The sequence below is a fragment of the Nodosilinea sp. P-1105 genome (genome assembly GCF_012911975.1).
Classification (GTDB): Bacteria; Cyanobacteriota; Cyanobacteriia; order Phormidesmidales; family Phormidesmidaceae; genus Nodosilinea.
Genome location: NZ_SMDQ01000027.1, coordinates 42,773 through 67,206 on the forward strand (window position 1 = coordinate 42,773; position 24,434 = coordinate 67,206).

The following is a 24,434-nucleotide window of genomic DNA, read 5'->3' on the forward strand; positions in this document are numbered from 1 at the left end:
GGTGTTGTTGTTTTCAATCGCGAGGGTGGCGTATCCCTCTATTTTATTCGGATGGCGTGACTAGGCCTACAGGTTTCCCTGGCACAGCCCCTTGGCCCCAATGACATACACAAAGTTCATGATTTAAGGATTTAGCCACCGGTCATGTAATGAATTCACGAATCTAGCCGGAACTCGGAATCCTTTTGATTGGCAAGCCCATCAAAGCTTCTGGGTGTGCATTCTACGTTTCGGTAGCTAAATCCTATGACTGTTGCCAAAGCTATATTTATCTCCTACCGTCGCTGCGATAGCATCGACATCGTAGGGCGAATTTATGACCGACTAGTGGCGTATTTTGGCGCCAACAGCGTATTTAAAGATGTTGATTCCATTCCCTTTGGGGTAAATTTTCGCCAGCATTTAGAGCGGGAAGTTAGCCATTGCCCGGTCTTGCTGGCGGTGATTGGTCCTGAGTGGTTAACCATTACCGACAAACAAGGGCAGCGGCGTCTTGACGATCCAGCTGATTGGGTACGGGTCGAAATTGAAGCCGCCCTGAAACGAGACAGTCTGGTGATTCCGGTGTTAGTAGGCGGGGCATCGATACCCAAGGATACCGATCTGCCGGACAGTTTACGAGGTCTGGTCTATCGTCAAAGCGCTCTGGTACGCCATGACCCCGATTTTCATCGGGACCTGGATCGCTTAATTCAACGTTTGGAAGAGGTGTTTAGTCGGTTAACGCCTCCGGCTGGGGCACCGTCGTCTCCCTATGGGGCGTTGATTGATGACTTGGCGGCGGCTTTGACCGCGGCCAAGTCCCCTCAAGAGCCGACCCCTCGGCCTCTAACCCGGCGGCGGTGGTTACGGCTGATGGGGCTGGGGCTGATGGGGGGAAGTTCAACGCTGGCCGTGCGTCATTGGAGACAGTCACTCCAGGAGCTTACACCTAACCGGATTGCGGCCCCACTGCCGTCCCTGGCGACGCTGCCCGATCGACTGCAGCGGGCTTGGACGGCTGCCACTGACCTGTCTAGCGATCGCACCGATGCCTATGAATTTGTCTCGGTGACGGTGGACGAGTTTGGACGGCAACGCCATCAGGCCCAAGTCGCCACTCAGGCTTACACAGAGATTTCCTTAGAAACGCCAACTGGCACTGTCCTGTTGCCATTAGTGGCGATCGCGGGGGGACAGTTTTTGCAAGGAGCCCCAGCTGCTGAACCCGGTCATGCCGCCGCTGACCTGCAGCCAACCATTGCCACGGTAGACTCCTTTTGGATGAGCATTTACCCCATCACCCAAGCCCAGTGGCGAGCGGTGGCCCAGCTGCCAGAAGTGAACCGCCCACTGGCGACGAACCCGGCCCACTTTAAAGGCGACGACGATCGCCCGGTAGAGCAAGTGACCTGGATGGAGGCCGTAGAATTTTGCGATCGCCTCAGTCGATTAGCCCAACCAGGGCTATCCCCCTTTCGCTTACCCACCGAAGCCGAGTGGGAATATGCCTGTCGGGCCAAAACCACGACCCCCTTTCATACCGGCGAAACCTTGACCACAGCCTTAGCCAACTATGACGGCACTTATCCCTACCGCCAAGAGCCCGTGGGGACGTTGCGCGGCACCACCACCGCCGTAGGCAGCCTGGGCCATGCCAACGCCTTTGGCCTCTACGACATGCACGGTAATGTGCTGGAGTGGTGTGCGGATGCTTGGACGCAGCAGGTCCCTGAAGCTATCGATGAAGACATAGAGACCGACAGTCAAGCCGATGAGCCCCCAACCACCGAGTTAATTCAAGCCGATCCATCCCACACCCCCCGGCCCCATGTCGAACCGCCAGTACGGGCGATTCGCGGTGGGTCCTGGCAAAGTCGCCCTCACCACTGTCGGTCCGCTTACCGCACGGGCTTGACCGCCCACAGCCGCCAGCGGGATGTGGGCTTTCGGATTGTGCGATCGCTGCTTCTGGAAAATCAGGCTGATTCAGGTCCCGGGACGAGCTGACGACGTTAGAATCGAAGTGAACCAAATCCAAGTCCAGACCTCAGGTTTTGCCTGTGAGAAAACGCCAGATCCCGAGCTGAACTTGGTCTAAACCAAATCCAAGTCCAGACCTCAGGTTTTGCCTGTGAGAAAACGCCAGATCCCGAGCTGAACTTGGTATATTACGGCTTAGCACCTCAATGCCGATGTGATGCCAACCTCATAAATCCTATGCCCACAGTCACTAATTCTCCCTATACTGAAGCGCAAATTAAAGTTTGGCTGCGGGGGCTGTTAACCATCGCCTGGGCCGACGGTGATTTTGATCAAGATGAACAAGCCTTGATTGCCGACATGACCCAGGAAGAGTTGGCCCCTTGCATTGACTTTGACCACTTTGACCCAGTCACCCCAGAGGAACTGGGCACAACCCTAGGGGATGATCCCCAGGTGGCCGAAAACTTTCTGCGAATGGCGGTGATGGTTGCCCTGGCCGATGGGGTCTACTCTGTTGAAGAGGATGAGCAACTACAAGCCTTCTGTCAGGTGCTGAACTTAGAGGACAACATCCTGACATCGGTGCGATCGACCCTCTATAGCCTTAGCCCTGACAATGCTGAGGTGGCTGAAGGGCTGCGCCCTCCTGCCGACAGTGGTAAAATCGACCCGCTCAAACCGGCCCGAGAATGGCTAGACCAGCTAGAAGTACATGATCCCCGCCTGGCTAGGTTTGTGTGCAAACTGATTCCTTCCCAATGCCCGTTTGAGCGGGATGTGGTGCTGTTTAACAAAAAGCTGGTGCACATTCCCCCCATGTGCAAGCTCAATCCCCTCTATGAGCAGTTAGTGGGCCTACGATTTCGGGCTTTATCCTATCTGGCGGATGACTGTGGCGAAGATGTCACGCCCCTGCTTTAAGCTGACTTGGTGTGTGCTATGACATTCAAGCAATTTATCCTATTGGGTTTGCCGGGAGTGGAGGTGCAGGAGCAAGGGCATACCCTAGCTGAGCACTGGCATATTCCCCATATTTCTATGGGCCAGCTGGTGGGTAAGGCTACCGAGCAACCATCTGCCCTTGGCCTTGAGATCCGCCCTTATGTCGACGCGGATGCCCTGATCCCTGACGCCCTGGCCATGACGCTACTTCGCCGCCGACTAGAGCAACCCGATGCCATGTTGCAGGGGTGGGTGCTGGATGGGTTCCCGCGCACTCTGGCCCAGGCGCAAGGGCTGGGCGACTGGCTGACAGCGGTGGGACAACCAGCCCCTACCGTGGTTTACCTGAAGGCAATTCCTGAGTTGTTGCTAAATCGGCTGTGGAATCAGGGCGGGCAGCAACAGCCTATCCCGCTACTTCGCCGCCAGTTGGACGATCATGGGGCGGCGTTAGCCCCCCTTCTAGACTACTACCAGCAGCAGGGACAACTCGAAACCGTTAACGGTAGCCTATCAGCTGCCGAGGTGGCCCGGGATCTGGCCCAGGTGGGCAACGACCCACCAACGGCAATCCGTTGGGTGCAAGATGAAGCTGAGCTGGATGAACTACTGGCGAAAGGCTCTGTACTGGTGGTCGACTGTATGGCATCCTGGTGCGGCGCTTGCAAGCAAGTGATGCCATTGATCAATCGGTTAGCGGAAACCTATGGCCATCAGGTCAAGGTGATGACCATGGACTTTGATGCCAATCGGCAGATTTCTAAGCGATTCGGCCTCCAAGGCATTCCGGCGGTGATGTTCTTTAAAGACGGCGACTTACAGGAGACCCTGACAGGGGTGAAGTCTTACCAAGACTACGAGGTCACCCTGACCTGTTTATTGGACTAGTGCATCGGTACAGTATGTCAAGATCCCAGGGGTCTTGGGCTGACTAGCTAGGAACTTTGGGGTATCTGAGGGCAGAACCCTGGGATCTGTACCGGCGTTCTAGGGATTTACGGTAGCCAAAAAGCCGGGGAGCGCAACTCTGCACTCCCCGGCTGATGGACTATGAACCTTGGGGTATCCCACGGCGTAACCCTAGGATCGGTTGGGAACTGTACCGGCGCCCTAAGCCGCTTGGGCTTGGGGTTGGCTCAGTAGGTTCTGAATCGCGGCTTTTTCCAGCAGACCCACCAGCGAACCATCTGGTCGCACCACCGCCAGGGCTTGTAGTTTCTCAGTTTCCAGAGTTTGAATCACCTCTAGTAGGGGCTGATCTTGCTTCACGGTGGTGGGGGCCGCAGAGTCCATAATCGTGTCAACGGACATGGTCGACCAATTCTCTCGGGGCACCTGCTTTAGGGCGTCGATTAAGACTGTCCCAACCAGTTCCTCAGCCTCATTCACCACTAAAAACTTGCGCCAGGGGGTAGTGCCCGACAACAGGGCTGTATCGGCAAACTCGCGCAGGGACATGGCCGTCGTCACCACCGGACTATTGGCAACCACAGCATCTTCAGCGGTGAAACCGGTTAGTCGACCTTGAACTTCACCAAACTGAGCGCTACGGTTCGCATTTTGCAGCAGGAATAGACCAATCAGCAGGGTCCAGATATTGCCCACAGGGCTAAGGCCAAGGATGGAACCAACGCCAGTGATAATTGCAGCCCAGCCAATCAGTTGACCCACTCGGCTAGCAAACACCAAACCTTTGTAGGGTTTGCCAGTAATTTGCCACACCAAAGCCTTGAGCACATTACCACCATCCAGGGGTAGCCCAGGAATCAGGTTAAACACTCCCAGGGCCAGGTTGATGTAGGCCAGTAAAGCCGTCACGGCTGCGATTGGGCCGGTGAGAGGCAATAGTTGCGATGCACTAAAGAATAGACCAAACAGGGCAAAGCTGACTAAGGGACCAGCAATGGCCACCCAAAATGCCCCTTTGGGCGTATCAGATTCTTTCTCTAGGGCGGCTAAGCCACCAAATAAAAACAGGGTGATGGAGTTTACACCGATGCCCTGGCGTTTGGCGGCAAAGCTATGACCCAGTTCGTGGGCCAGTACCGAAGCGAACAGCATCAGTGCGGCCCCAAGTCCTAGCAGCCAGGGCAGACTGCCTCCCAGCTGGGGAAAGGCTTGGGCCAGGCCACCACCATAGTCCCAGGTGATCAAGGCCAGCACTAAAAACCAAGACACATTCACAAAGAATGGAATGCCAAATAAATTTCCTACCCGTAAGTTGCCGTTCATGGGGCACCTCGCTATCGAACACTGGGATGGGCAAGCCTGTAGCGCTGGCCATCCGCATTAACTAGATTGTAACGAAGTGTTAAAAGGTTCCTCATCCACTGAAGGGGGGAACATCCGAAGAGGCCGGGGGGGATTACCGTGCCTCTGGGGGGTCAACCCCAACCAATGATCTATCGAGCTAAAGGTGAGGGGCTGACAGGGTTTTCGATTCACGGTCTACGGTTCGCGGTTCACGGTTCGCCTTAAACCTCATACCGTAAACCCGCTACTGTCATATTGATAGAGCATTAAAATTCCTCTTTCAGCGGCTGTCAAGACCTCTGGACTGGTAACACAGGAGGGAAGCGACTTGATGTCAAGACTGCGCTTCTGAAGAAAAGATTAAATTCTGGAGATATGATGCCAAGGTAACCACCAGCAAAAAAATAATCCTTCACAATAGGAATCGACATCCTCAATATGGAGCGATGCCGATGCCCAAACCCCACTACGGTACTAACGGTAAGCTGCCCCATTGTCCAGTTCATCTGGTTCTGTCGTACATCGGCGGCAAATGGGCAATTTTAATTTTGCGAGAACTGTTTCAAGGGAACCGCCGCACCAATGAGTTTTTGGCAGCCTTACCAGGCATCAGCACAAAAACTCTGACGGCTCGCTTGCGAGAGTTGGAAAGCTATGGCTTGGTCAAGCGCACGGTATTCCCTGAGGTACCGCCTCGGGTGGAGTACTCTCTCACACCGAAAGGGCGAGAGGTGCAGCCGATTATGACCGCCCTAAATCAGGTGGGTACCCAGTGGTTAGTGCAGAGACCTGCGGGCAGTCCAGCCTCTATGCCGCGCTACTAGTCATTGGTCCAAGTTTCGTGGGTCAGTAAGTCAGCGATGCGATCGCGCAGCAGATAGTCATGTTCTTCCAGTTCGGCCTCAATCAGGGGCCATTCCCGGGCAGCAATATAGCGGCACAGGGTAAAAATAGGCTGTTGGCGGCTGACCAACCCACTGTCAACCAACTGCTTAGCTTCATCACAAAGCATTTGTAGGGTGTAGTGCAGGGTAGATGTCTGGGTTGTGGGAAGGGTAGTCGTCATAACGATTCGCTCTCCAATCCAAAACGATAGGGGCAGGGGCTGACTGAACTCGTCAAGCTTGGGACACTGGTCTGACCAGCCGCCTGCTAGAACAAAGTAAGAATAATTGCTTAGTCCTCCACCTTTATACTGAGCCTCCCTTTCTCCTGGAGCCAGCAATTGATGTGTATCCTTACCTTTGTTTACAGATCGCAATATTGGTAGTCTACACTACCGTTTTTTAACATGCCTCTTACTCTAGGTACACCCTAGGGCTTGCATGGCTTGGTGAGTGGTCAGAAAAATGCGATCGCGTCCCCCTAGGTGGTCAACAAAGCCTGCCCGCTGCAATTGATCCATCACTGGCCCTTTCACCTCACTCAGGTAGGTGGTCACCCCTGCCTCTGCTAACCCCTCAATTAACCGTTCCAGGGTCTCCAGGGCGCTACCGTCAATGTGGTTGATAGCGCTACAGATAATCAGCAGCGTTTTAGCCTTAGGGTGCTGGGCCACAACCCCCAGGAGATAATCTTCCAGATATTTAGTGTTAGCGAAGTAGAGACTTTCATCAATACGAATGGCCAGTACCCCCTCACAGGTCTGGACCGGGTGGCGCTGAATGTTACGGAAGTGCTCGGTGCCGCTGATACGGCCCACCTCGGCAATGTGGGGATGACTGGTGCGCCACAGGTAAAAGGCGATCGAGGTCACCAACCCCACCACAATTCCCGCTTCAATCCCAATGCCTAACACGGCCAAAAATGTGATCACCACGGTCACCCCATCCCAGCGCGACACCTGCCACAGATGGCGCACACTCTTGATATCCAGTAAATTCATTACCGCCACCAGAATGACCGCCGCTAAGGTGGCCAGTGGCAGATGGTACAGCAGGGGAGTAAAAAACAGCACCACCAGGGCAATTAATCCAGCCGTAATGATCGAAGCCAAGCCGGTGTTGGCCCCGGCGCTAAAGTTCACCATGGAGCGGCTGACACCCCCTGTGACCGGATAGCCCGCCGTAAAGGCGGCCCCCAGATTGGCCACCCCCAAGGCCACCAATTCCTGGTTGGGGTTAATCCGCTGCCGACGCTTACTGGCCAGCCCCTTGGCCACGGCAATACTCTCCATAAAGCCGACAAAGCTAATGGCCAGGGCCGTCGGCAACAGGGCCTGCCACAGCCCTAAGTCAAAAGATGGCCAAGATAGGGAGGGGAGGCCCTGGGGAATGTCTGCCACAATAGCCACCCCATAGCGCTGGTCTAGCCCCAGCAGCCACACCACCCCAATACTGCCGCCCACCACCACTAATGGGCCACTACGGGTAATCGGCGTGACCCAGGCGGGGGACACCCCCCAGCGGTTAAGCCAGGGAGGCAACCCACGACTAAAAAACAGTAGCAGGCCGGCACTGGCTACCCCCAACAGCAGGGTGATACCGTTAGTTTGATGCGCGGATTGCACCAAATAGTGCAGGGTTTCAGCAAAGCCTTCTGCCGGAGGTAGGCTCACCCCCATCACATGTTTGAGCTGACTGGCCCCAATAATTAGGGCAGCGGCGTTGGTAAAGCCGACAATCACCGCATGGCTCAAGAAGTTAACTAAAAACCCCAGGCGCACCACTCCCATCAGGGTTTGGATCAGGCCAATCATCAGGGCCAAGGCTAAGGCTGCGGCAATATAGTCATGGCTACCCTGGGCAGCTAGGGGGCCTAAGCCAGTGGCCACCAACAGCGACACCATGGCGACCGGCCCGACGGCCAAGGCCCGACTGGTACCCAGGGCGGCGTACAGCACCAAGGGCAGAATACTGGCATAAAGGCCCACCTGGGGCGGCAATCCAGCCAGCATCGCATAGGCCATCCCCTGGGGAATCAACACCACCGCCACGATCATACCCGCCATCATATCCCCAGGCAGATCCTTAGCCTGGTAGTTAAGTCCCCAATCTAAGATCGGTAGCACTCGACGCAGGGACGCCCCAAAACCAGACGACTTAGGCAACGATGAGGAATCAGGCATGGTATTGCGCTAGACCAACTAACCCACAGGCGGTTGTGCTCCTCCACAATACCCCGATAGACGTCTATCTGATTAATTAACTATTTAGTAGTATGACCAGTAGTCTCTACATGGGCTTGGCAAACACCTGCACCCAATACAGGCGTCCCCCGGCTTCCGCCCGTCCCAACCCCAGTTCGGTAAAGGTAGGGTTTAATAGGTTTTGACGGTGACCGGGGCTATTTAGCCAACTTTCCATCACGGCAGCGGCCGTGGGCTGCCCCATGGCCACATTCTCGCCAATGGCCCGCCAGCGATAGCCAGTGGCGTCAATCCGCGATCGCATCGTTGAACCATCCGACCCTGTGTGGCTGAGCCGCCCTGTGCTGGCCATATCCTGGGCATGGCCCTGGGCCGCAGTGGTCAACTGGGGATTCAGTCTGAGGGGATTCACCCCCGCTTGTTGGCGTTCCTGGTTCACTCGGGTCAGCAGTTCGGCAACGGCTGGGTCCTCCGCTTGGCTCAGGTGCTGCGCCGGGACTACTTCTAACGCCGGACTCAACCTCTGGCTAGCGGCGATCGCCCCCAGGTCCACCCCAGCGTTCCACAGCCCGCCTGCAAATAGGGCCAAACTAACCCCCCCTAACCCGAACGATTTAAATAAGTTGCCAGCCATCCCATACCTCACCATAGGTAACCCTAGGGTTGACGTCCCCTAGGCTACGACAGTTCCACTCGGTTGAGGGGGGCTATCACGGGGCGTGGCCGTGGATACTGAGCCATCAGCCGCTGCACCTCCTCGGCATGGTAAGAGCTGCGAGTCAATGGAGAAGACACCACCTGCAAAAAGCCCTTGGCTTCCCCAGCCACCCGCCAGGCATCGAACTGAGCTGGGGTAATGAACTCGACCACAGGTAGGTGTTTTGAACCAGGGGAAAGGTACTGACCCAGGGTGAGAATATCGCAGTCCACAGCCCGTAAATCGTCCATCACCTGCTGCACTTCAGTATCGGTTTCCCCCAAGCCAGCCATCAACCCTGATTTGGTGTAAACCCAGGGAGCCCATTCCCGGCTGCGGCGCAGCAGTTCTAAGGAGCGATCGTACTTACCTTGGGGCCGCACCCGCCGATACAGGCGAGGCACGGTCTCTGTATTGTGATTGAGCACGTGGGGCTGGGCTGCCAAAATTGTGGCTAGGGCATCCCAATTGCCGCACAAATCAGGAATTAGCACCTCAATGGTGGTTTGGGGCGACAGGGCTTTGACCGCCTGGATACAAGCCACAAACTGACTGGCCCCGCCATCTTCCAGGTCATCGCGGTTCACAGAGGTAATTACCACATGGTTTAGCCCCATGCGCCGTACAGATTCAGCTAATCGAGCTGGTTCTGTGGGATCTAGGGTCTTGGGTTGCTTCTCAAAGTCGATGTCACAGTAGGGGCAGGCCCGGGTGCAAGCAGGCCCCATAATTAAAAAGGTTGCGGTACCGGCCTTAAAACATTCCCCAATATTGGGGCAAGAGGCCTCTTCGCAAACGGTGTTAAGACCCAAGTCTTGCAGGATCGCCTTAACGGCCCCAACCCGCTCCCATTGAGGTGCTTTAACCCTTAACCAGTCTGGTTTTACAGTCACAGATTCGTCTAAAAATGGGGTGCGCTTTAATCATAACAAGCCCTAGCCCCAGGGCTGATAAGATTTGACATTTGCCCCCTGTGCTGTCCCTCAGCGATCGCAGTATTCTTAACTTATGGAAACCCCATCTCCCCTGAATCGCTGCGCCGTTGTGCTGTGTTATGTCGCTGCTGGCTTTTTAGCAGCTGGGACTTGGCGTGACTATGTGGCCAACCCTAACCCAGTGGGACAACCGTTTCAGCGCTACTCCCTCACCCGGCTGACCACGATGCTCAGCCATGCTCCTACCACTTTAATCACAGCCAATACTCGCATTGAAATTAATCTCAGCCAGCGACAGCTTATCCTCTACCAGAACGATATGGTTCAGGCTGAATTCCCAGTAGCCATTGGCCAAGACGATTGGCAAACCCCCCTCGGCGACTTTGCGGTGCGCGATATGCGGGTAGATCCTGTCTGGCGACACCCAATCACCAAAGAAGCGGTGCAGTCAGGCCCCACCAACCCCCTCGGCTCCCGCTGGATTGGCTTTGCCACAGACGGGGACTACCACATCGGCATCCATGGCACCAACCAGGAGGACTCCATAGGCGAAGCGGTATCCCATGGCTGTGTGCGCATGTTCGACCATGACATTCAAAGCCTTTACAGCCGGGTCACGGTCGGCACCCCCATAATTGTTAAGCCTTAAGCGGTTAAGCCCTAAACTGCAATGGTCACTTCGGCTTCAGCCGGTATTGAATTGGTCGCCAAGTCAACCAACTGCCAGGGCTTACCATCTAGGGCCATTTGTTCAATTAGGCTAGCTAGTCGTAGTGCTTTCAGGGCCTGCTCACCACCAACAGAGGGCTTTTCTCCACCTCGGACACAATTAATAAAGTGTTCTAATTCCGCATGCAGGGGCTCGATATTGCTGGTGTAAACCTTTTCAATCAGACCGTCTTGACGGTAAAGCACCTGCCCGTAATCTGTGGAACAATCCGCTGTTGTTTGTCGGTGAATCAAAATTTCATTGTTGAGGAAGTCGGCGTCGGTGAGAGAATTTTTGCAGTGGGCCGTAATGCTGCGAATCTTTCGGTGGGTGACTTTACTCGAAGTCAGGGTGGCCACAATTCCGTTGCTGAACCCTAGGGTGGCGGTCACATAGTCTAGATAACCCGAGTTAGATGCCCGGCTACCATTAGCCGTCAGGGTAGACACCGAAGACCCCGCTAATTCCAGGAGCAGGTCAATGTCGTGGATCATCAGGTCCAGGACCACTGACACATCATTAGCCCGCTGGGAATAGGGGCTCATGCGGCGAGCTTCTAGGGCTAGAAGTTCCTCTGTTTTAAGGACTTTGTGCAGTTCTTGAAAGGCTGGATTAAACCGCTCGATGTGACCCACCTGCAGAATACAGTTGGTGGTGGCAGCGGCGTTTACTAACGACTCTGCCTCGGCAATGCTGGCTGCGATCGGCTTTTCAATCAGCACATGTACTCCGGCTTGCAGACAAGCCATACCCACCGCATGGTGTAGCCGGGTGGGCACCGCTACACACACCGCATCCACATGGTTCAACAGATCCTGGTAGTCTTCAAAAAAACGGACCCGATACTTACCCGCTGTATCTAGGCCACGTTCCACATTGACATCAGATATGCCAACTAACTCCACATCCTTGAATCGGCTGAGCACCCGAGTATGATGCTGGCCCATATTGCCAACACCGATGACACCTACACGGATTGGATCAGATTGATTTCGAGATGGATGCATATCTAAGGCAGATGACGATAGGGGGAGATGCACGTCTGTCCCTCCTTTGTGGGGACGAAAATACGTTAAAACGATACCGTCGCCCTAAGTAACCTAGTCAGGGTTTAATTGTGCAGCTCTTTGCACACAAAATCGGTTGGTGAACTTGGACTAGGTTGAAGAGGGATCTGAATCAAGCCCTTTAGGGCTAAATTCATCCAGATAGTATCACAATGCTTAGACCTGTAAAGAATAATTGCCTAATCTAACGATAGAACGCCTTCTATTTCCCTGAAAAGACATAGGCCTGGGGAACAACTTGAGCCGGACTTATCCGCTATGCCAACTGAGACTATTTAGCGTAGCCTTTCTGGCCTGCTAGATCTAAACCTTGGGAAGATATTGAGCTGGAACACAGTTAACAGGGTACCGGCTGGTCTTAGGTCAATTGACGAGGATGTGGCAGTTTTCCAGCTGGTTCGAGGGAACACGACGATCGCTTAAGGGGCTTTAGGCCGATCTACGGCTGGAAAGAAGATCGGAGTGTTGGGATCGACAGGATGGGTCATAGCGCTTTCGGCTAGGGGATCTAGGGGTTTGACCAAAATATCTTCCAGGCGAGGGCCGTCGGTAGACAGCACAATCCACTCTCGATTGGCGTAGATCAAGCGATCGCCATCCCGTGGAATCTTTTGCATTTGGTAGATTAAAAAGCCCCCTAAGGTCTGATAGTCTTCGTCATAGGGCAGTTCTAAACCCAATAATTCGTTGGCCTCTTCCAGGTCGGTGTAGGCTTTAATCCGATAAGACTGGTCTTCTAGCAATTGCACTGGCAAATCGTCCTGGCTGTCAGGTTCGTTGATTTCACCGATGATTTCAGTGGTTAAATCTCGCAGGGTCAATAGACCTGCGGTGCCCCCAAACTCATCCACCACCATGACCAATTCTTGCCCCGTGCGCTGCATGGTGGCCAGCAATTCGTGCAGGGGGGTGTACTCGGGTACAAACCGAGCCGGCTTGACCCAGGGCTGGATCGAGCTGTCTAGGGTGATGTCTTGTTTCGCTAGGGGCTGTAGCAGTTGCTTCACATCGACAATGCCTTGGATGTCATCCAAAGAGTCGCCGATTACCGGGTAGCGGGAATGTTCGGTCGCGGCAAACACATCCAGCAGGTCCCCAAAGGTTGCTTCGAGGGGCACCCCATGCACTTGAGTGCGGGGAATCATAATTTCCCCAGCGGTGAAGTCCCGAAATTCAAATACATTGTTCAACAGCTCTCGCTCATCTGCGTCTAAGCCGGGGGTTTCGGCGGTAGTGCTGATAATCAGCTGCAATTCTTCTGGGGTAAGCCGACTGTAGCTAAATTGGTTACTGTACTGGATATTCACCAGTCGCAGCAGCCGCCGAGTGGACTGGTTTAACACCCAAATGAACGGGTTAAATAGTTGGGCAATGGTCACACTCGCAGGTCCCAAAAAACGCGCCACCTGCTCGGGGTACAACATTGCGACAGACTTGGGGCAGAGCTCTCCTAGAACGATTTGCAAGTAGGCGATCAGCATAAAGGCCACGGGCACCGCAATGGTGTGAGCCATGGCGTGGCTTTGGGCGGCGTTGAGGGGGGTTTGGGTAATCCAAAAGGCCAGGGTGGCAGCCATGGTACTTTCGCCAATCCAGCCCAGGGCCAGGCTAGAGAGGGTAATGCCAAACTGAGTGGTAGACAGCAGTCGATCTAAACTGCGCTGGAGTTGCTGAACGGTTTTAGCCCGCAGATCACCTTCATAAACTAATTGGCTAATGCGCGATCGCCGCACCGATACCATAGAAAATTCGGCGGCCACAAAAAAAGCGTTGATGCCAATCAGCAGAAAGACCGCCATTAATCGGGACAGAACCGCAGAGGGCGGCAGTTCTTCCGGAATGACCACAACCAACACCTGGAGAGAGATGTTCATAGCCACGGGGTGCTCAAGTGGCGCCAAGGTCAGCCCTCTCCCTAGAGGGTGCTTGGATAACAGCCAGCTCGCCCGCTACTGACCTCCGCCGTTAATACGAGCTTGCACCTGCTGTAAAATCTCGTCTTCGCTTAACAAAATAACGCTACCTTGCCCAGTGGTGGCTCCGTCGCGACTAACTGGGGTTCCACTGGATGGACGAGCCTCTGGCTGGCGCACCCCCGTTAGGGCCTGCCGACCCAGGGTAAATCCCCACGATGCACTAACAACCCCTGAACCAATCATCAGGGACAACAGAATCAGGGTGAAAGCAACGGCAGGATTCATGGTGGAGCCTAGGCTGCGGCAAGTGGACACCTACTAGCATATCGATAGAACCAAATTTTGACCTATAAATCCTAGGGATGCAAGTCCTTTTTTTTGACTCCGATAATGAGTACTGGCTGGCAGAGATGTAACTCCCCTGGCCGAGGGGGTCGGGTGTCAGGTGCCGGGTATCAGGTATCAAGCAGGGTTGGCCGACTAATGCCACAACGGACTAGGACAATGGCTGGATAGCGAGAGGCTTCCCTTGTCAGGAGATGTCTTGGTCCAGGTGCCATGTAATGTTTAGACAAATTAGCCAAAAATTTTTGGCCATTGGCTGGAGACGCCATACAATAGTATTGACCTTAGCCAGGGTTGGCCGAGCGGATTAGGCAGCGAACTCATAATTCGCCTTAGGCAGGTTCAACTCCTGCACCCTGGATTTTATTAAAGCCGCTCAAAAATAAATTCTGTACCGACCGCTGGAGCCTGGCTGCTTGGCATGGTCAGCAGGCTGGTGTTAAAGGGGGTGGCCATGTCAGGCACCCGCAGGGTTGGATCGACCCCGGTTTGCAGCAGCATCAGATCCCGAACTGCGGCGGAGGTGGCGTGGCTATCCCACTCAATTTCTCGCTCGGGAAACCCAAAACCAACGATGCGAGCAGCCTGGCGGCTAATGGAGCGATTGCGATAGAAATCCCCCGAGTAGGTGGAAGTGAGCTCGTCCATGGCGTCGGGAATAGTTTGCCGGGGAGCTTCTTGGGCCCACCCAGCTGGGGCGGCGATCGCCGCTGCCGCCACCAGTGCCAAGCTTATCCCTGAAATGTGATTTAATTGAATGCCCATGGCCAAGCCTCCTCAACAACCCAATGTAACAGTACGATACGGTGGGATCTGGCTAAACTGCCCCAGGGTCATCCCCGATCGCGGTAGATACAGCCAGAATCTCCCAGTCCACGTCCTTTATAGCGCAACCCAGCCAAAACGGAACACCTCGGGCCAATAATTTCCAAGAGCAACCTCTGAGTACCGATAAGTACAGACACGTTAGAAACGGACACGTAAGTAAGACGAGATCTATGACCCAACTGCTGCTTGATATTCCGGCTCAGTCTTTGGTAAACCTGGGGCTAAAGGAGCTGCGATCGCGCCTGTTAGATTTAATTTGCCAGGGGGCCTACCAAGAAGGAGACTTTGTGCTTACCTCTGGTCAGCGCAGCAGCTACTACATTAATGGTAAGTTGGTCACTCTCCACCCCCAGGGGGCACTGATGGTGGGGCGACTGTTACTAGAACAAATCAATCCTGCTGCAGCCGGGGTAGCAGGGCTGACCCTAGGGGCTGACCCCATGGTCACAGCTGTGAGTCTGGTGGGGATGTACCGCGATCGCCCCCTGTTTCCCTTGATTATTCGCAAACAGGCCAAGGGCCACGGCACCAAAGCCTACATTGAAGGGGTACCGCTACCCCCTGGCAGTACCGTGACTGTCCTAGAAGATGTGGTCACCACGGGGCAATCAGCTTTGCAAGCGGTAGAGCGCCTCCAAGGGGCCGGGTATCAAGTGGATCAAATTTTAGCCCTGGTGGATCGTCAGCAGGGTGGGGCTCAGCTTTACCAAGACCAGGGGCTAGCCTTTACGGCCCTCTTTACCATCAACGATATCCAGGCTCACTGGGCCATGCTCAAGTCTCAGTAACGTCATTCCTGTGAATTCCGACCCTTTAAGCTCTTCTGCTCTCCCTCGACCAGACATTGGCTTTATTCCCACCCCCGCCGATGCCATGGCCGCGATGTTAACCCTGGCTGAACTGACCCCCCAAGACCAGGTCTACGATCTGGGCTGTGGTGATGGCCGATTACTGATTCAAGCCGCTTTGAATTACGGAGTATCGGGGGTAGGGGTGGATGTTAATTCCCAGTTGCTGGTTCAGGCTCGCGATCGGGCCTGGGAAACTGACACCGACCGCCAACTTACGTTTGTGCAGGGCAACCTGTTTGAGTTCCCCCTGCATAGGGCCACGGTGGTGCTGATTTACTTGTTGCCTCACCTGAACTTGCGCTTAAGACCTAGGTTGTTGACTCAACTTCCTCCAGGCAGCCGCATCGTCTCTCATCAGTTTGATATGGATGACTGGCCCCCCACTCATACCCTGGCCTTAGCACAATCTGAAGAAGATTCAGTGATTTATCGGTGGGATATTCCTAAGCGATTGCAGGTTTTTGAGCGACCCAGTATTTGCTCATAAAGTGAACTTGATTGGTCACCTCCTCAAAGCCTGCGGTAATCAGCCGACTATTGAGATCATCCGTCGTATAGTGGCGATAGTAAGGCTCATGGAACATGGCCGGGAAGTTGTCCATCATCACTTCAAATTCCGGGGAATCGACCCGTTGAATCGAGTCACAGAGCACTAGGGTTCCCCCCGGTTTGATCACCCGAAAGGCCTGATCAATCACATTTTGGCGAGCGGCGGCGGGTAACTCGTGGAATAAAAAGACACTGACTACCGCATCGAAGTAGTCATCCACAAAGGGTAATGCCTCCCCATTCGCTTGAATCAGTTGGGGTAGCACCCCCGGTTGGGCCGATAGGGTTTCGTTAGCCTTGCGCAGATAGGCCGGGGACAGATCAACCCCATACAGAGAAGCCTTGGGTAGCATGGCCCGAATCATACTGAGGGTACGCCCTGTACCACAGGCAACATCAAGAATTTTAGCCTTTTCCACCCCTGTTACCCCCGCTTTCAGCGAGGGTAGAATCCGCCGCCGCATTGGATCGGCATTGCCGTTAAACAAAATCTCCACCTGCAAGTCGTACAGGTGGGCCGATAAATCGCTGAGGTAGCCATCGGTCTGGTGGTGAAAATTTTGTAAGTAATACTGGGGATACCCAGAGGTATCAATGTCTTTTGCAAAGCTATGGTGATTGCGGTCAGTAGCCCGCTGCCAGATTTTGGGTAAATCTAGCCATACCAGGGGATAAAAGCGCAAGAAATCGTCCCAGGGGTTGTCAAACAGCAATTGCTTAGGATAGACACCTGCTTCGGCATCCTGCCAGTCCTGCTCTAGCAACGCTGCCATCCGTTGCTGGAGTCGCTGTAGCGTCTTCAGGTCCACTTCCTGGGTTTCGACGTTTTTAGGGGGCTGAAACGTCTTCATCAGGTTGTTGCTTAGGGTCTTGTGGGTAATCCCAAAGTATTGCTTACCCTGCTGGAAGGTCTGATAGGCCAGCTTCGTCAATGTGTCAGGCATACGACTTGGAAAATTATTTTCTCAAAAGAAATTTCAAAGACGTAAATAATTGTAACTAACTTCTCTCAGAAATGCTGCCACCCTATCTGTGCATCCACTTCATTATCATGCTCCCCCAGGGCGGACACACAGGTCCGCATCTGAAAAACGAAAAACGAAAACGGAAGAACGAAAATCCGTTACCATCCATTTTGCTGCTACTTGGTACAGCCCCATCCCTCACCCGTGGGTTACGGCGGGACTGGAGTGACCAGGCGATCGCCCTAACCCCGACCGCCTAACCCCGACCGCCTAACCCACGCTACGAATCCAAAATCCAAAATCCAAAATCTCCCCACCTCCGCCATTCCTGGCCAGGGCGGACACACAGGTCCGCCCCTACCCCATCCCCCCATCCCCCCATTTAAACCCCTACCCCTTGCCCTGGGCGGCACGCAGCTGCTGTTGAAAGGCGTCTGCATCCTGTAGCAGAGCCGCCTGCGCCAAGCTAGACTGCTCCCCTGACCCCAGCCACTTGATTTGCACCGTGCCCTGGGCCGCTTCGTCATCCCCCACAATCAAACAGGCGGCAGCCCCACTGCGGTCGGCCCGCTTAAACTGCTTGCCAAAGGCGGCTCCGCTCAGGTCTAGCTCGACAGCGATGCCTTTCTGGCGCAACTTTTGAGCCAATTGCAGGGCGTTGGCTTCAGCCCGATCGCCTCGGGATACCAGGTATACATCGGGGGCAGTGGCTGACGTTGGGGTCAGCATTGCCAGCAGCAGCGTTAAGCGCTCTAGGCCAATGGCCCAGCCCACGGCGGGGGTATGTGGGCCACCCAACTCCTGGACTAGGCCGTCATAGCGACCGCCGCCGCACACCGTAGCCTGGGCCCCGAGGTCATTGGACTGAATTTCAAAAGCGGTATGGGTATAGTAGTCGAGCCCCCGAACCAGCCGAGGGTTAAGTTCAAAGGTAATCCCCAGATCACTCAGTTGCTGACATACCCGTTCAAAGTGGTGCTGCGAGACATCACCGAGATAGTCCAAAATGCTGGGGGCATCTTGGGCGATCGCTTGGGTTTTGGGATCTTTACTATCTAGGATGCGCAGGGGATTACGGCTAAGGCGATCCTGGGAGTCGGCATCTAGGTCGGCCTTAAAAGGAGTGAGGTAGTCTACCAGCGCCTGCCGGTAGCGATCGCGGTCTTGCCGATCCCCCACCGAGTTCAGGTAAAACACCAGGTCTTGTAGCCCCAGGGTGGTGAGCAGGTCGGTGGCCAGGGCAATCACCTCCACATCAGCGCGGGGGTCAGAGCTACCCAGTACCTCCACACCGATCTGGTGGAACTGGCGCTGTCGCCCTTTTTGGGGCCGTTCATAGCGAAACATGGGGCCGCCATACCACAGCCGTTGCACCCCCCCTTGGGCATAGAGACTGTGTTGAATGTAGGCGCGCACCACCCCAGCTGTACCCTCAGGGCGCAGGGTACAGCTGCGATCGCCCCGATCGACAAACGTATACATTTCCTTGCCGACCACATCGGTTGCTTCCCCAATCCCCCGTTCAAACAACTGGGTTTGCTCAAAGGCAGGGGTGCGAATTTCCCGGTAGGCCGCCCGCCGAAAAATCTCCCTGGCAGTGGCCTCTACCCATTGCCAGACCTGGCTATCAGCCATTTTCAGATCTTTCCCCACCTGCTGGGGGATTGGCAAAATATCTTCGACTCCCGGCAGGGATTGAATCAGCTCCATGGATTTAATGATGACAACAAAAGATTAATGATTAGCGCAGGGGCACGGTTTGCGGTTTGCGGCTTGTCCGGCACCTGCGTAACCCACCCCTGCCCCTCCCAGGAGGGGATGCCGACACCCAAGACCCGACACCTAACACCTATTTTCTGCCTTCTGCCTTCCCCCTTCCCTCTAGGCTTCCTGGCTTTCTACCCCATCGGGAGTGGGCAAGACACAACAGTTGATTTCGTCAATGCATACCTTACCCGACTGCAAGGCCCAGCGAAACAGTTCAACCCGGTTGCCGGTTGCGGTTTTGGTCAAAATATTGCTGATGTGGTTATCAACAGTGCGCTTGCTGATTTCCAACTTTTCAGAAATTTCTTGGTTGGTCAGCCCAGACGCCACCAGCTCAACAATTTGCAACTCCCGATCAGAAAGACTTCCCTGACCATGGATTGGAGATGTGTCGTTGCTTGCCATACCAAATACTGTTCCTGTGGGTTGTGTATTTATGCTTATCTATCTATAACTATAGGCTGTTATTTCAGTTCCGGTAAGCTTTTTGGAGAATTCCAACCATGGCTAGATGCAACCGATATGCTTGGATCCTCGCAGTGGAGCGGTGGCTGCTATCCCTGGGAATCATACTGGGTTTGGGGCTGGGGTATGGGATACCGGTTGGGGCGGCTCCGGCGCCCCTTGAACCGGACAGCGAGATTGCCGAACCCGCACTACCTAGCAATCAGCCGGATGCCAGTGATATTCCCTCCGAAACTGTGAGCCGGTTTGTCAAGGCCTATTTGGCTGTAGTAAAGCTGATTGAATCAGAAGAGCCCAGTCTACAGCGGGCTGAAACTGACACAGAATCAAGGCAAATGCAGCAGGAGATCCAGGCCAAGGCGATCGCCCTGATCCAAGATCACGACCTTACCTTGCAAGCCTACTGGGAACTGCTGGGGCTAGCCAATAGCGATCCCGAGTTCCGAGAGCGGGTGCTGGCCCAGGTGGAAGAAGCGAGCCTTTAAATGAAGGCAGTACGCTAGTGGTCTGTCAAGACTAAAAATCAGGGTAAGTGCTTTGCAAAAGCCCTTTAATCTTCAGGGAGGTTGCTTCAACACATCAGGACCTTTCATCCCCTCCCACGGAGGGGTACCCGTTCGCGTTCGCGAAGCGTTCCGAGGAAAAGCGTTCCGCAGGAAAGTCCGGGGTGGTCCCCTCCTTTGGAGGGGTGCCCGGAGGGCGGGGTGGGTTCCTTCGGGCTTGCTTGACTCACCCCTACCCCTCCAAAGGAGGGGATTTCGGACCTTGATGCTACCAAATCTCTACATCTGGAAACCCTAAATTCAAGTCTTGACGCTGTACTAAGGCTGCACAAACTCTGAGGGGCGCCTAAAGTTTTCCACTGGCACATTGGCCAGAGCCTGCTGCATAAAGTCTCGCCATACCGGGGCTGCATAGGTACCGCCAGTGGCCCCTGACCGCATCGGAGTATTATTGTCATTGCCAATCCACACCGCCGTTGATAGCTGTGGCACATAGCCCACGAACCACACATCCCGCTGGGAGTCAGTGGTGCCGGTTTTACCCGCTGCCGGACGGCCAATTTGAGCCGCCGTGCCAGTTCCTCGGGCAATCACCCCTTGCATCACATCGGTTAACGACGCAGCTGCCCAGGGGTCAAGCACCAGTTGAGGTTGGGGGGTATTGTCGAGCAGCACATTACCGGTGCTGTCGGTCACCTGCACGATGAAGGTGGGGTCAGAGTGCCACCCATTGCTGGCAAAGGTGGCATAGGCCCCGGCCATTTCCATCGGGGTTAAATCCACAGCGCCTAGGGGTAACGAGGTGACTGGCTGCATCGGACTGCGGATGCCCAGGGTACGAGACACCTCAATCACCTGGTTAATGCCTACCGCCTGGCCCAATTTGACCGCTGGGACATTTCGAGACACTTCCAGGGCTTGCCGAATCGAAATATTTCCCATAAACGTTCCATCATAGTTTCTGGGGCTATAGGAACGGTAACCGTCTGGATAGCTAACCGGGGTGTCAGCGATGCTGCTAGAGGGGGTATAGCGCCCAGTGGCAAAGGCCGCGTAGTATACGAACGGCTTAAAGGCCGATCCCGGTTGACGATGGGCTTGAATGGCGCGGTTGAATTGGCTCTCCTGGTAATCGACACCGCCTACCATCGCTTTAACAAAATGGGTGCGAGGGTCAATCGCCACCAGGGACATCTGATCAGCAATGTGACGAATGCGGGCATTGTGACGCTGTACCGTGGCTTCTGCCATGTTTTGCATGGCTAGATCCACTGTGGTTTGCACCCGCATCCCCCCCTTCAGCACCGCGTCATGGCCAAACCGCTGCTTCAGTTCTTGAACCGCCGCCTCTGTGACATAGGGGGAAATACTGCTGCGGAAGGACTTAATTTCGCCAATGAGTAGAGGGGCAGCCTTGGCTTCTGCCTCTTCTTCTGGGGTAATCCAACCCAGTTGACGCATGCGATTCAGCACGATCGCCTGGCGCTGTTTGGTGTACTCGTAGTTGGTGAAGGGGCTGTAATTTTCTGGGGCTTGAATCAGCCCCGCCATCATCGCCGCTTCGGGCAGGTTAAGATCGCGAGCCGACTTATTAAAGTAGCTTTGGGCGGCGGTTTCCACGCCGTAGTTGTTATGCCCCCAATACACCTGGTTCAGATACATCTCTAGAATTTCTTCTTTAGAGAAGATCTGCTCTAGCCGCAGGGCCAGGACCGCCTCGGCCACCTTCCGGCTAATCGCCCGTTCGGGGGTGAGAAACAGATTTTTCACCAACTGCATGGTGATGGTGGACCCCCCTTCCACGGTGGCCCCCGCCTGGAAGTTGGCCATTACCGCCCGACCCACGCTGCTGGGGTTAATGCCATTGTGGGAGTAAAAGTAACTGTCTTCAATGGCTAGGACCGCCCGCTTGAGGTGGGGGGACATGTCCTCAATGTCGATCACTTCGCGGTTAGCTTCGTCATGCAAGCTAAACAGCAGGGTGCCATTGATGTCGTAGATATAGCTGGTTTCGCTGGGCACATAGTTCCTCAGTACCCTGACATCGGGCAGATTGCGGAAGCTAATGGCTAGCCCCACTAAACCCCCAGCCACAACGGCACTGGCAATCATCGTTGTTCCCAGCAGGGCTGCTGCTGACACCTGCCCCACATCTTGGATGTACTTCAGGAGGTTGGTGCCCCGGCGTAGGGGACGCGGTTGAGAGCGGCTTTTGTGGCGAATGGTATTTGTAGACACGCTGACTATCAAAGATAACTAAAACGACAGGGGTCAGGGGATATGCAGTGTGTGCAGTTAATCAGGGTAAGAGGGCATTATGACTGAATTCAATGCCTGTGGATTATACAGTCCTTAAATTATAGTGAGCTTTACCCAGAGCAGATGCGCAGATTTGCTGGAACTATAGCGCAGACTTTGGTAATTGGGTTACGTGGGTGGGCGGCTCCTCAACTGGCTCAGGGGAACGGGCAAAAAATTGACTGGGCTGACCATTCCCTAGGGGGATAATGGCGTTTATAATCAGTCCTTGGCCAGTTTTGGCTGGGGTTCTGCCCTGTCAAGTCTCCCCATGTGGTGACCTGTGGTCTGATGGCTGCGGGTAATGCCCTAGGTGGCCTCTGGTTATTGGCTTTGCCAGACTATGGTTGATCTTGGCAAACTTTTGTAAGGAAGACCTAAAGGTTCCAGAGAACTCCTGCACCGTTAGTTGATGTTTTTTTAGACAATCCATGGTGGATACCCCCTCGCTTGTTTCAGCCGATATGACCGCTTTGCCTGCGTCATTGCAGGGGATTTACCGGGGGGTGAGTGAAGTGTTTCCCCATCAACCTGAATCTGAGGATCCTGACCTAAATCTGACGGAACGGTTGCTCAGCTGCGATCGTCCCCTCCGCATCAAACTAGGCATTGACCCCACTGGGGCTGAGATTCACCTCGGGCATAGCATTCCAGTGCGCAAGCTGCGGGCATTTCAGGACGCTGGTCACACCGCTGTGTTGATCATCGGTGACTTTACCGCTCGCATTGGCGACCCTACAGGCAAATCAGAGGTGCGTCGCCAGCTGACCGCCGCAGAGGTGAAGGCCAATGCCCAAACCTATCTGGACCAAGTGCGATCAATCCTCGACTTTGAGACCCCTGGGCGGCTAGAGATTCGCTACAACTCGGAATGGCTGTCGGATTTAGACTTAGGCAAAATTTTAGAGTTACTGGGCACCATGACCGTGGGGCAAATGCTGGCTAAAGAAGGCTTCTCAGAGCGCTATGCCAAGGGAAATCCAGTGTTTTTGCACGAGTTCCTGTACCCGCTGATGCAGGGCTATGACTCGGTGGCGGTCCAATCAGATGTGGAGCTAGGGGGTACCGATCAAAAATTTAATATTGCTGTGGGTCGTGACCTACAGCGACATTTTGGCTTATCCCCCCAATTTGGCCTACTCATGCCCCTGTTGTTAGGGACGGATGGCCACCAAAAAATGTCGAAGTCGCTGGGCAATTATGTGGGGCTACAGGAAGATCCCCTGAGCATGTACTCCAAATTAGAGAAGGTGCCCGATACGCTGATTCGCGACTATTTTGAGCTGCTGACAAATTTTGACCTGGAGGCCTTGCCAGATAACCCCCGGGACTGCCAAAAGCAGCTGGCCCTGACGGTCACCCAGCAGTACCATGGTCTGGATGCGGCTGAGCGGGCACAACAGGCGGCGATCGCCCTAGTGCAAGGAACTGGAGCGGCGGCGACAGGGGTGCCTGAATTTTCCCTGGGGGCTGTCACCTTCCCGGCCAAGGCGTTTTACTTAGTTGGGGCTACAGGACTTTGTGCCAGTAGCAGTGAGGCCCGCCGCCAGATTCAAGGGGGGGCCGTGAAGTTAGACGGTCAAAAGCTGACAGATCCTAACCAGGTATTTGATACCTCTGCCCCGTTGGTGGATAAGGTCATGCAGGTGGGGAAGAAAAGATTTACGCGCCTGGTGCCCTAGCTAGCCGCAGGTTGCATCAGCACAGCCCATAGTTTTTCCCGTTCATCGGTGGATAGGGTTTGGGCAAATTGTTCCAAGTCCTGCTGGGTCATGGTACGGAGTACGTCGTGTAAGGTGCTGTACCCGGGGGTAGTACTGAGGGAGGGGGAAGGATGGGCCGTGGATTGGTTGGATGTTGGCGGCAGAGCACAATGGCCCCCCTCACAGTTCAGCTGGAGATCGTGCCAGATCATCGTAGGCAGGGTCCAACCCCGCTGTCCGTGCAGTTCATGTAACAGCACATCGGTTTCTAAAAAGGTTTTGGGAGATGGATAGACGGCTTCGGTCCAAGCGTGGGGAACAGTAAAACCGTCAAAATGCTGACGATAGGCCTCTGAATCTAGCAGCTCAGTGATGAGTGCTTTGGGGCCTTGGCGCATAAGAATGTCGCAATATTGATGCATTTCCTCAGTGTCTTTGAGGGCACGACCAATAAAGTGCTTAAAGCAGGTTTCAAGGAATTTGAGGTTTGATGATTTGTCGTAAAATTCGTGGAGCACTCCACAAGGCGGGACGTTAAGGGGTTAATTGTCGTGTATCAATAGATACTTGTAAAGAAAAGCTCTGCGG

The 24,434-nt window shown here is 54.5% G+C and carries 23 protein-coding genes and 1 tRNA gene; 10 read left to right on the forward strand and 14 right to left on the reverse strand.

Going from position 1 to position 24,434, the window contains the following annotated elements:
* The first annotated feature begins 246 nt into the window (after positions 1 to 246).
* The 3 genes from E1H13_RS26900 (at position 247) to E1H13_RS13155 (ending at position 3,795) form a co-directional block, all read left to right on the forward strand.
* Positions 247 to 1,989 carry an SUMF1/EgtB/PvdO family nonheme iron enzyme gene (locus tag E1H13_RS26900; protein WP_206070455.1) on the forward strand — a complete coding sequence of 581 codons (1,743 nt, stop codon included), beginning with the start codon at positions 247 to 249 and terminating at the stop codon, positions 1,987 to 1,989.
* A gap of 210 nt (positions 1,990 to 2,199) precedes the next feature.
* Positions 2,200 to 2,886 carry a Mo-dependent nitrogenase C-terminal domain-containing protein gene (locus E1H13_RS13150; RefSeq protein ID WP_169613873.1) on the forward strand — a complete coding sequence of 229 codons (687 nt, stop codon included), beginning with the start codon at positions 2,200 to 2,202 and terminating at the stop codon, positions 2,884 to 2,886.
* 18 nt (positions 2,887 to 2,904) lie between these two features.
* On the forward strand, positions 2,905 to 3,795 hold the full coding sequence (locus tag E1H13_RS13155) for a nucleoside monophosphate kinase (protein ID WP_169613874.1): 891 nt from the start codon (positions 2,905 to 2,907) through the stop codon (positions 3,793 to 3,795).
* Positions 3,796 to 4,017: 222 nt separating this feature from the next.
* On the opposite strand, the gene E1H13_RS13160 is transcribed toward E1H13_RS13155, so the two are convergent.
* Entirely contained in the window at positions 4,018 to 5,139 is a 1,122-nt protein-coding gene (locus E1H13_RS13160) for a site-2 protease family protein (protein WP_169613875.1), read from the reverse strand.
* 473 nt (positions 5,140 to 5,612) lie between these two features.
* On the opposite strand from E1H13_RS13160, the gene E1H13_RS13165 reads away from it, so the two are divergent.
* Entirely contained in the window at positions 5,613 to 5,984 is a 372-nt protein-coding gene (locus E1H13_RS13165; RefSeq protein ID WP_169613876.1) for a helix-turn-helix domain-containing protein, read from the forward strand.
* Here E1H13_RS13165 and E1H13_RS13170 read toward each other — a convergent pair.
* The 4 genes from E1H13_RS13170 to lipA form a co-directional block, all read right to left on the reverse strand.
* Complete coding sequence (locus tag E1H13_RS13170; RefSeq protein ID WP_169613877.1) at positions 5,981 to 6,226, reverse strand: DUF4327 family protein; 246 nt, start codon at positions 6,224 to 6,226, stop codon at positions 5,981 to 5,983. The two genes, E1H13_RS13165 and E1H13_RS13170, sit on opposite strands and share 4 nt — an antisense overlap.
* A 237-nt stretch (positions 6,227 to 6,463) precedes the next feature.
* Positions 6,464 to 8,227: a solute carrier family 26 protein gene (locus E1H13_RS13175; RefSeq protein ID WP_169613878.1), complete on the reverse strand. Its 1,764-nt coding sequence runs from the start codon at positions 8,225 to 8,227 to the stop codon at positions 6,464 to 6,466.
* A gap of 106 nt (positions 8,228 to 8,333) precedes the next feature.
* A complete protein-coding gene (locus E1H13_RS13180; protein WP_169613879.1) occupies positions 8,334 to 8,837 on the reverse strand; it encodes a CAP domain-containing protein in 504 nt (167 codons plus the stop codon).
* Between the two features lie 89 nt (positions 8,838 to 8,926).
* Positions 8,927 to 9,838, reverse strand: coding sequence for a lipoyl synthase (gene lipA, locus E1H13_RS13185; protein ID WP_169613880.1), 912 nt, complete (start codon positions 9,836 to 9,838; stop codon positions 8,927 to 8,929).
* A 115-nt stretch (positions 9,839 to 9,953) separates the two neighbouring features.
* Here lipA and E1H13_RS13190 point away from each other — a divergent pair, with 115 nt between their 5' ends.
* A complete protein-coding gene (locus tag E1H13_RS13190) occupies positions 9,954 to 10,529 on the forward strand; it encodes a L,D-transpeptidase (RefSeq protein ID WP_169613881.1) in 576 nt (191 codons plus the stop codon).
* Positions 10,530 to 10,540: 11 nt separating this feature from the next.
* On the opposite strand, the gene E1H13_RS13195 is transcribed toward E1H13_RS13190, so the two are convergent.
* The 3 genes from E1H13_RS13195 to E1H13_RS13205 form a co-directional block, all read right to left on the reverse strand.
* Positions 10,541 to 11,596: a Gfo/Idh/MocA family oxidoreductase gene (locus E1H13_RS13195; RefSeq protein ID WP_169613882.1), complete on the reverse strand. Its 1,056-nt coding sequence runs from the start codon at positions 11,594 to 11,596 to the stop codon at positions 10,541 to 10,543.
* 479 nt (positions 11,597 to 12,075) lie between these two features.
* On the reverse strand, positions 12,076 to 13,530 hold the full coding sequence (locus E1H13_RS13200; protein ID WP_169613883.1) for a hemolysin family protein: 1,455 nt from the start codon (positions 13,528 to 13,530) through the stop codon (positions 12,076 to 12,078).
* 75 nt (positions 13,531 to 13,605) lie between these two features.
* The gene (locus E1H13_RS13205) at positions 13,606 to 13,857 is read right to left on the reverse strand and encodes a hypothetical protein (RefSeq protein ID WP_169613884.1); all 252 of its coding nucleotides are present in this window, start codon (positions 13,855 to 13,857) and stop codon (positions 13,606 to 13,608) included.
* A gap of 348 nt (positions 13,858 to 14,205) precedes the next feature.
* On the opposite strand from E1H13_RS13205, the gene E1H13_RS13210 reads away from it, so the two are divergent.
* A tRNA-Ile gene (locus E1H13_RS13210) sits at positions 14,206 to 14,278 on the forward strand.
* Positions 14,279 to 14,283: 5 nt separating this feature from the next.
* On the opposite strand, the gene E1H13_RS13215 is transcribed toward E1H13_RS13210, so the two are convergent.
* The gene (locus E1H13_RS13215; protein WP_169613885.1) at positions 14,284 to 14,682 is read right to left on the reverse strand and encodes a hypothetical protein; all 399 of its coding nucleotides are present in this window, start codon (positions 14,680 to 14,682) and stop codon (positions 14,284 to 14,286) included.
* A gap of 233 nt (positions 14,683 to 14,915) precedes the next feature.
* Here E1H13_RS13215 and pyrE point away from each other — a divergent pair, with 233 nt between their 5' ends.
* Both pyrE and E1H13_RS13225 read left to right on the forward strand, forming a co-directional pair.
* A complete protein-coding gene (gene pyrE / locus E1H13_RS13220; protein ID WP_169613886.1) occupies positions 14,916 to 15,533 on the forward strand; it encodes an orotate phosphoribosyltransferase in 618 nt (205 codons plus the stop codon).
* Between the two features lie 10 nt (positions 15,534 to 15,543).
* Complete coding sequence (locus tag E1H13_RS13225) at positions 15,544 to 16,083, forward strand: class I SAM-dependent methyltransferase (RefSeq protein ID WP_347404156.1); 540 nt, start codon at positions 15,544 to 15,546, stop codon at positions 16,081 to 16,083.
* Here E1H13_RS13225 and E1H13_RS13230 read toward each other — a convergent pair.
* The 3 genes from E1H13_RS13230 to E1H13_RS13245 form a co-directional block, all read right to left on the reverse strand.
* Positions 16,040 to 17,089 carry a class I SAM-dependent methyltransferase gene (locus E1H13_RS13230; protein WP_169613887.1) on the reverse strand — a complete coding sequence of 350 codons (1,050 nt, stop codon included), beginning with the start codon at positions 17,087 to 17,089 and terminating at the stop codon, positions 16,040 to 16,042. The two genes, E1H13_RS13225 and E1H13_RS13230, sit on opposite strands and share 44 nt — an antisense overlap.
* Positions 17,090 to 17,500: 411 nt before the next feature.
* Positions 17,501 to 18,820, reverse strand: coding sequence for a histidine--tRNA ligase (gene hisS / locus E1H13_RS13240; protein ID WP_169613889.1), 1,320 nt, complete (start codon positions 18,818 to 18,820; stop codon positions 17,501 to 17,503).
* A gap of 171 nt (positions 18,821 to 18,991) precedes the next feature.
* Complete coding sequence (locus E1H13_RS13245) at positions 18,992 to 19,282, reverse strand: helix-turn-helix transcriptional regulator (RefSeq protein WP_169613890.1); 291 nt, start codon at positions 19,280 to 19,282, stop codon at positions 18,992 to 18,994.
* 98 nt (positions 19,283 to 19,380) lie between these two features.
* On the opposite strand from E1H13_RS13245, the gene E1H13_RS13250 reads away from it, so the two are divergent.
* Complete coding sequence (locus E1H13_RS13250; protein ID WP_169613891.1) at positions 19,381 to 19,827, forward strand: DUF4168 domain-containing protein; 447 nt, start codon at positions 19,381 to 19,383, stop codon at positions 19,825 to 19,827.
* Positions 19,828 to 20,163: 336 nt separating this feature from the next.
* On the opposite strand, the gene E1H13_RS13255 is transcribed toward E1H13_RS13250, so the two are convergent.
* A complete protein-coding gene (locus E1H13_RS13255) occupies positions 20,164 to 22,068 on the reverse strand; it encodes a penicillin-binding protein 1A (protein ID WP_347404157.1) in 1,905 nt (634 codons plus the stop codon).
* A gap of 539 nt (positions 22,069 to 22,607) precedes the next feature.
* Between E1H13_RS13255 and tyrS the strand changes: the two genes are divergently transcribed.
* A complete protein-coding gene (gene tyrS, locus E1H13_RS13260; RefSeq protein WP_169613898.1) occupies positions 22,608 to 23,825 on the forward strand; it encodes a tyrosine--tRNA ligase in 1,218 nt (405 codons plus the stop codon).
* Here the strand turns inward: tyrS and E1H13_RS13265 are convergent.
* Positions 23,822 to 24,364 carry a phycobilisome rod-core linker polypeptide gene (locus E1H13_RS13265; protein ID WP_169613892.1) on the reverse strand — a complete coding sequence of 181 codons (543 nt, stop codon included), beginning with the start codon at positions 24,362 to 24,364 and terminating at the stop codon, positions 23,822 to 23,824. The two genes, tyrS and E1H13_RS13265, sit on opposite strands and share 4 nt — an antisense overlap.
* Between the last annotated feature and the right edge of the window lie 70 nt (positions 24,365 to 24,434).

Bases quoted from the DNA above. Each gene is read 5' to 3' on its own strand.
- E1H13_RS13245 (WP_169613890.1), bottom strand. From the start codon at position 19,282: ATGGCAAGCAACGACACATCTCCAATCCATGGTCAGGGAAGTCTTTCT.
- pyrE (WP_169613886.1), top strand. From the start codon at position 14,916: ATGACCCAACTGCTGCTTGATATTCCGGCTCAGTCTTTGGTAAACCTG.
- E1H13_RS13150 (WP_169613873.1), top strand. From the start codon at position 2,200: ATGCCCACAGTCACTAATTCTCCCTATACTGAAGCGCAAATTAAAGTT.
- hisS (WP_169613889.1), bottom strand. From the start codon at position 18,820: ATGGAGCTGATTCAATCCCTGCCGGGAGTCGAAGATATTTTGCCAATC.
- E1H13_RS13250 (WP_169613891.1), top strand. From the start codon at position 19,381: ATGGCTAGATGCAACCGATATGCTTGGATCCTCGCAGTGGAGCGGTGG.
- E1H13_RS13160 (WP_169613875.1), bottom strand. From the start codon at position 5,139: ATGAACGGCAACTTACGGGTAGGAAATTTATTTGGCATTCCATTCTTT.
- E1H13_RS13215 (WP_169613885.1), bottom strand. From the start codon at position 14,682: ATGGGCATTCAATTAAATCACATTTCAGGGATAAGCTTGGCACTGGTG.
- E1H13_RS13200 (WP_169613883.1), bottom strand. From the start codon at position 13,530: ATGAACATCTCTCTCCAGGTGTTGGTTGTGGTCATTCCGGAAGAACTG.
- E1H13_RS13175 (WP_169613878.1), bottom strand. From the start codon at position 8,227: ATGCCTGATTCCTCATCGTTGCCTAAGTCGTCTGGTTTTGGGGCGTCC.
- E1H13_RS13155 (WP_169613874.1), top strand. From the start codon at position 2,905: ATGACATTCAAGCAATTTATCCTATTGGGTTTGCCGGGAGTGGAGGTG.
- E1H13_RS13205 (WP_169613884.1), bottom strand. From the start codon at position 13,857: ATGAATCCTGCCGTTGCTTTCACCCTGATTCTGTTGTCCCTGATGATT.
- E1H13_RS13170 (WP_169613877.1), bottom strand. From the start codon at position 6,226: ATGACGACTACCCTTCCCACAACCCAGACATCTACCCTGCACTACACC.
- E1H13_RS26900 (WP_206070455.1), top strand. From the start codon at position 247: ATGACTGTTGCCAAAGCTATATTTATCTCCTACCGTCGCTGCGATAGC.
- E1H13_RS13190 (WP_169613881.1), top strand. From the start codon at position 9,954: ATGGAAACCCCATCTCCCCTGAATCGCTGCGCCGTTGTGCTGTGTTAT.
- E1H13_RS13195 (WP_169613882.1), bottom strand. From the start codon at position 11,596: ATGCATCCATCTCGAAATCAATCTGATCCAATCCGTGTAGGTGTCATC.
- E1H13_RS13230 (WP_169613887.1), bottom strand. From the start codon at position 17,089: ATGCCTGACACATTGACGAAGCTGGCCTATCAGACCTTCCAGCAGGGT.
- E1H13_RS13165 (WP_169613876.1), top strand. From the start codon at position 5,613: ATGCCCAAACCCCACTACGGTACTAACGGTAAGCTGCCCCATTGTCCA.
- tyrS (WP_169613898.1), top strand. From the start codon at position 22,608: ATGACCGCTTTGCCTGCGTCATTGCAGGGGATTTACCGGGGGGTGAGT.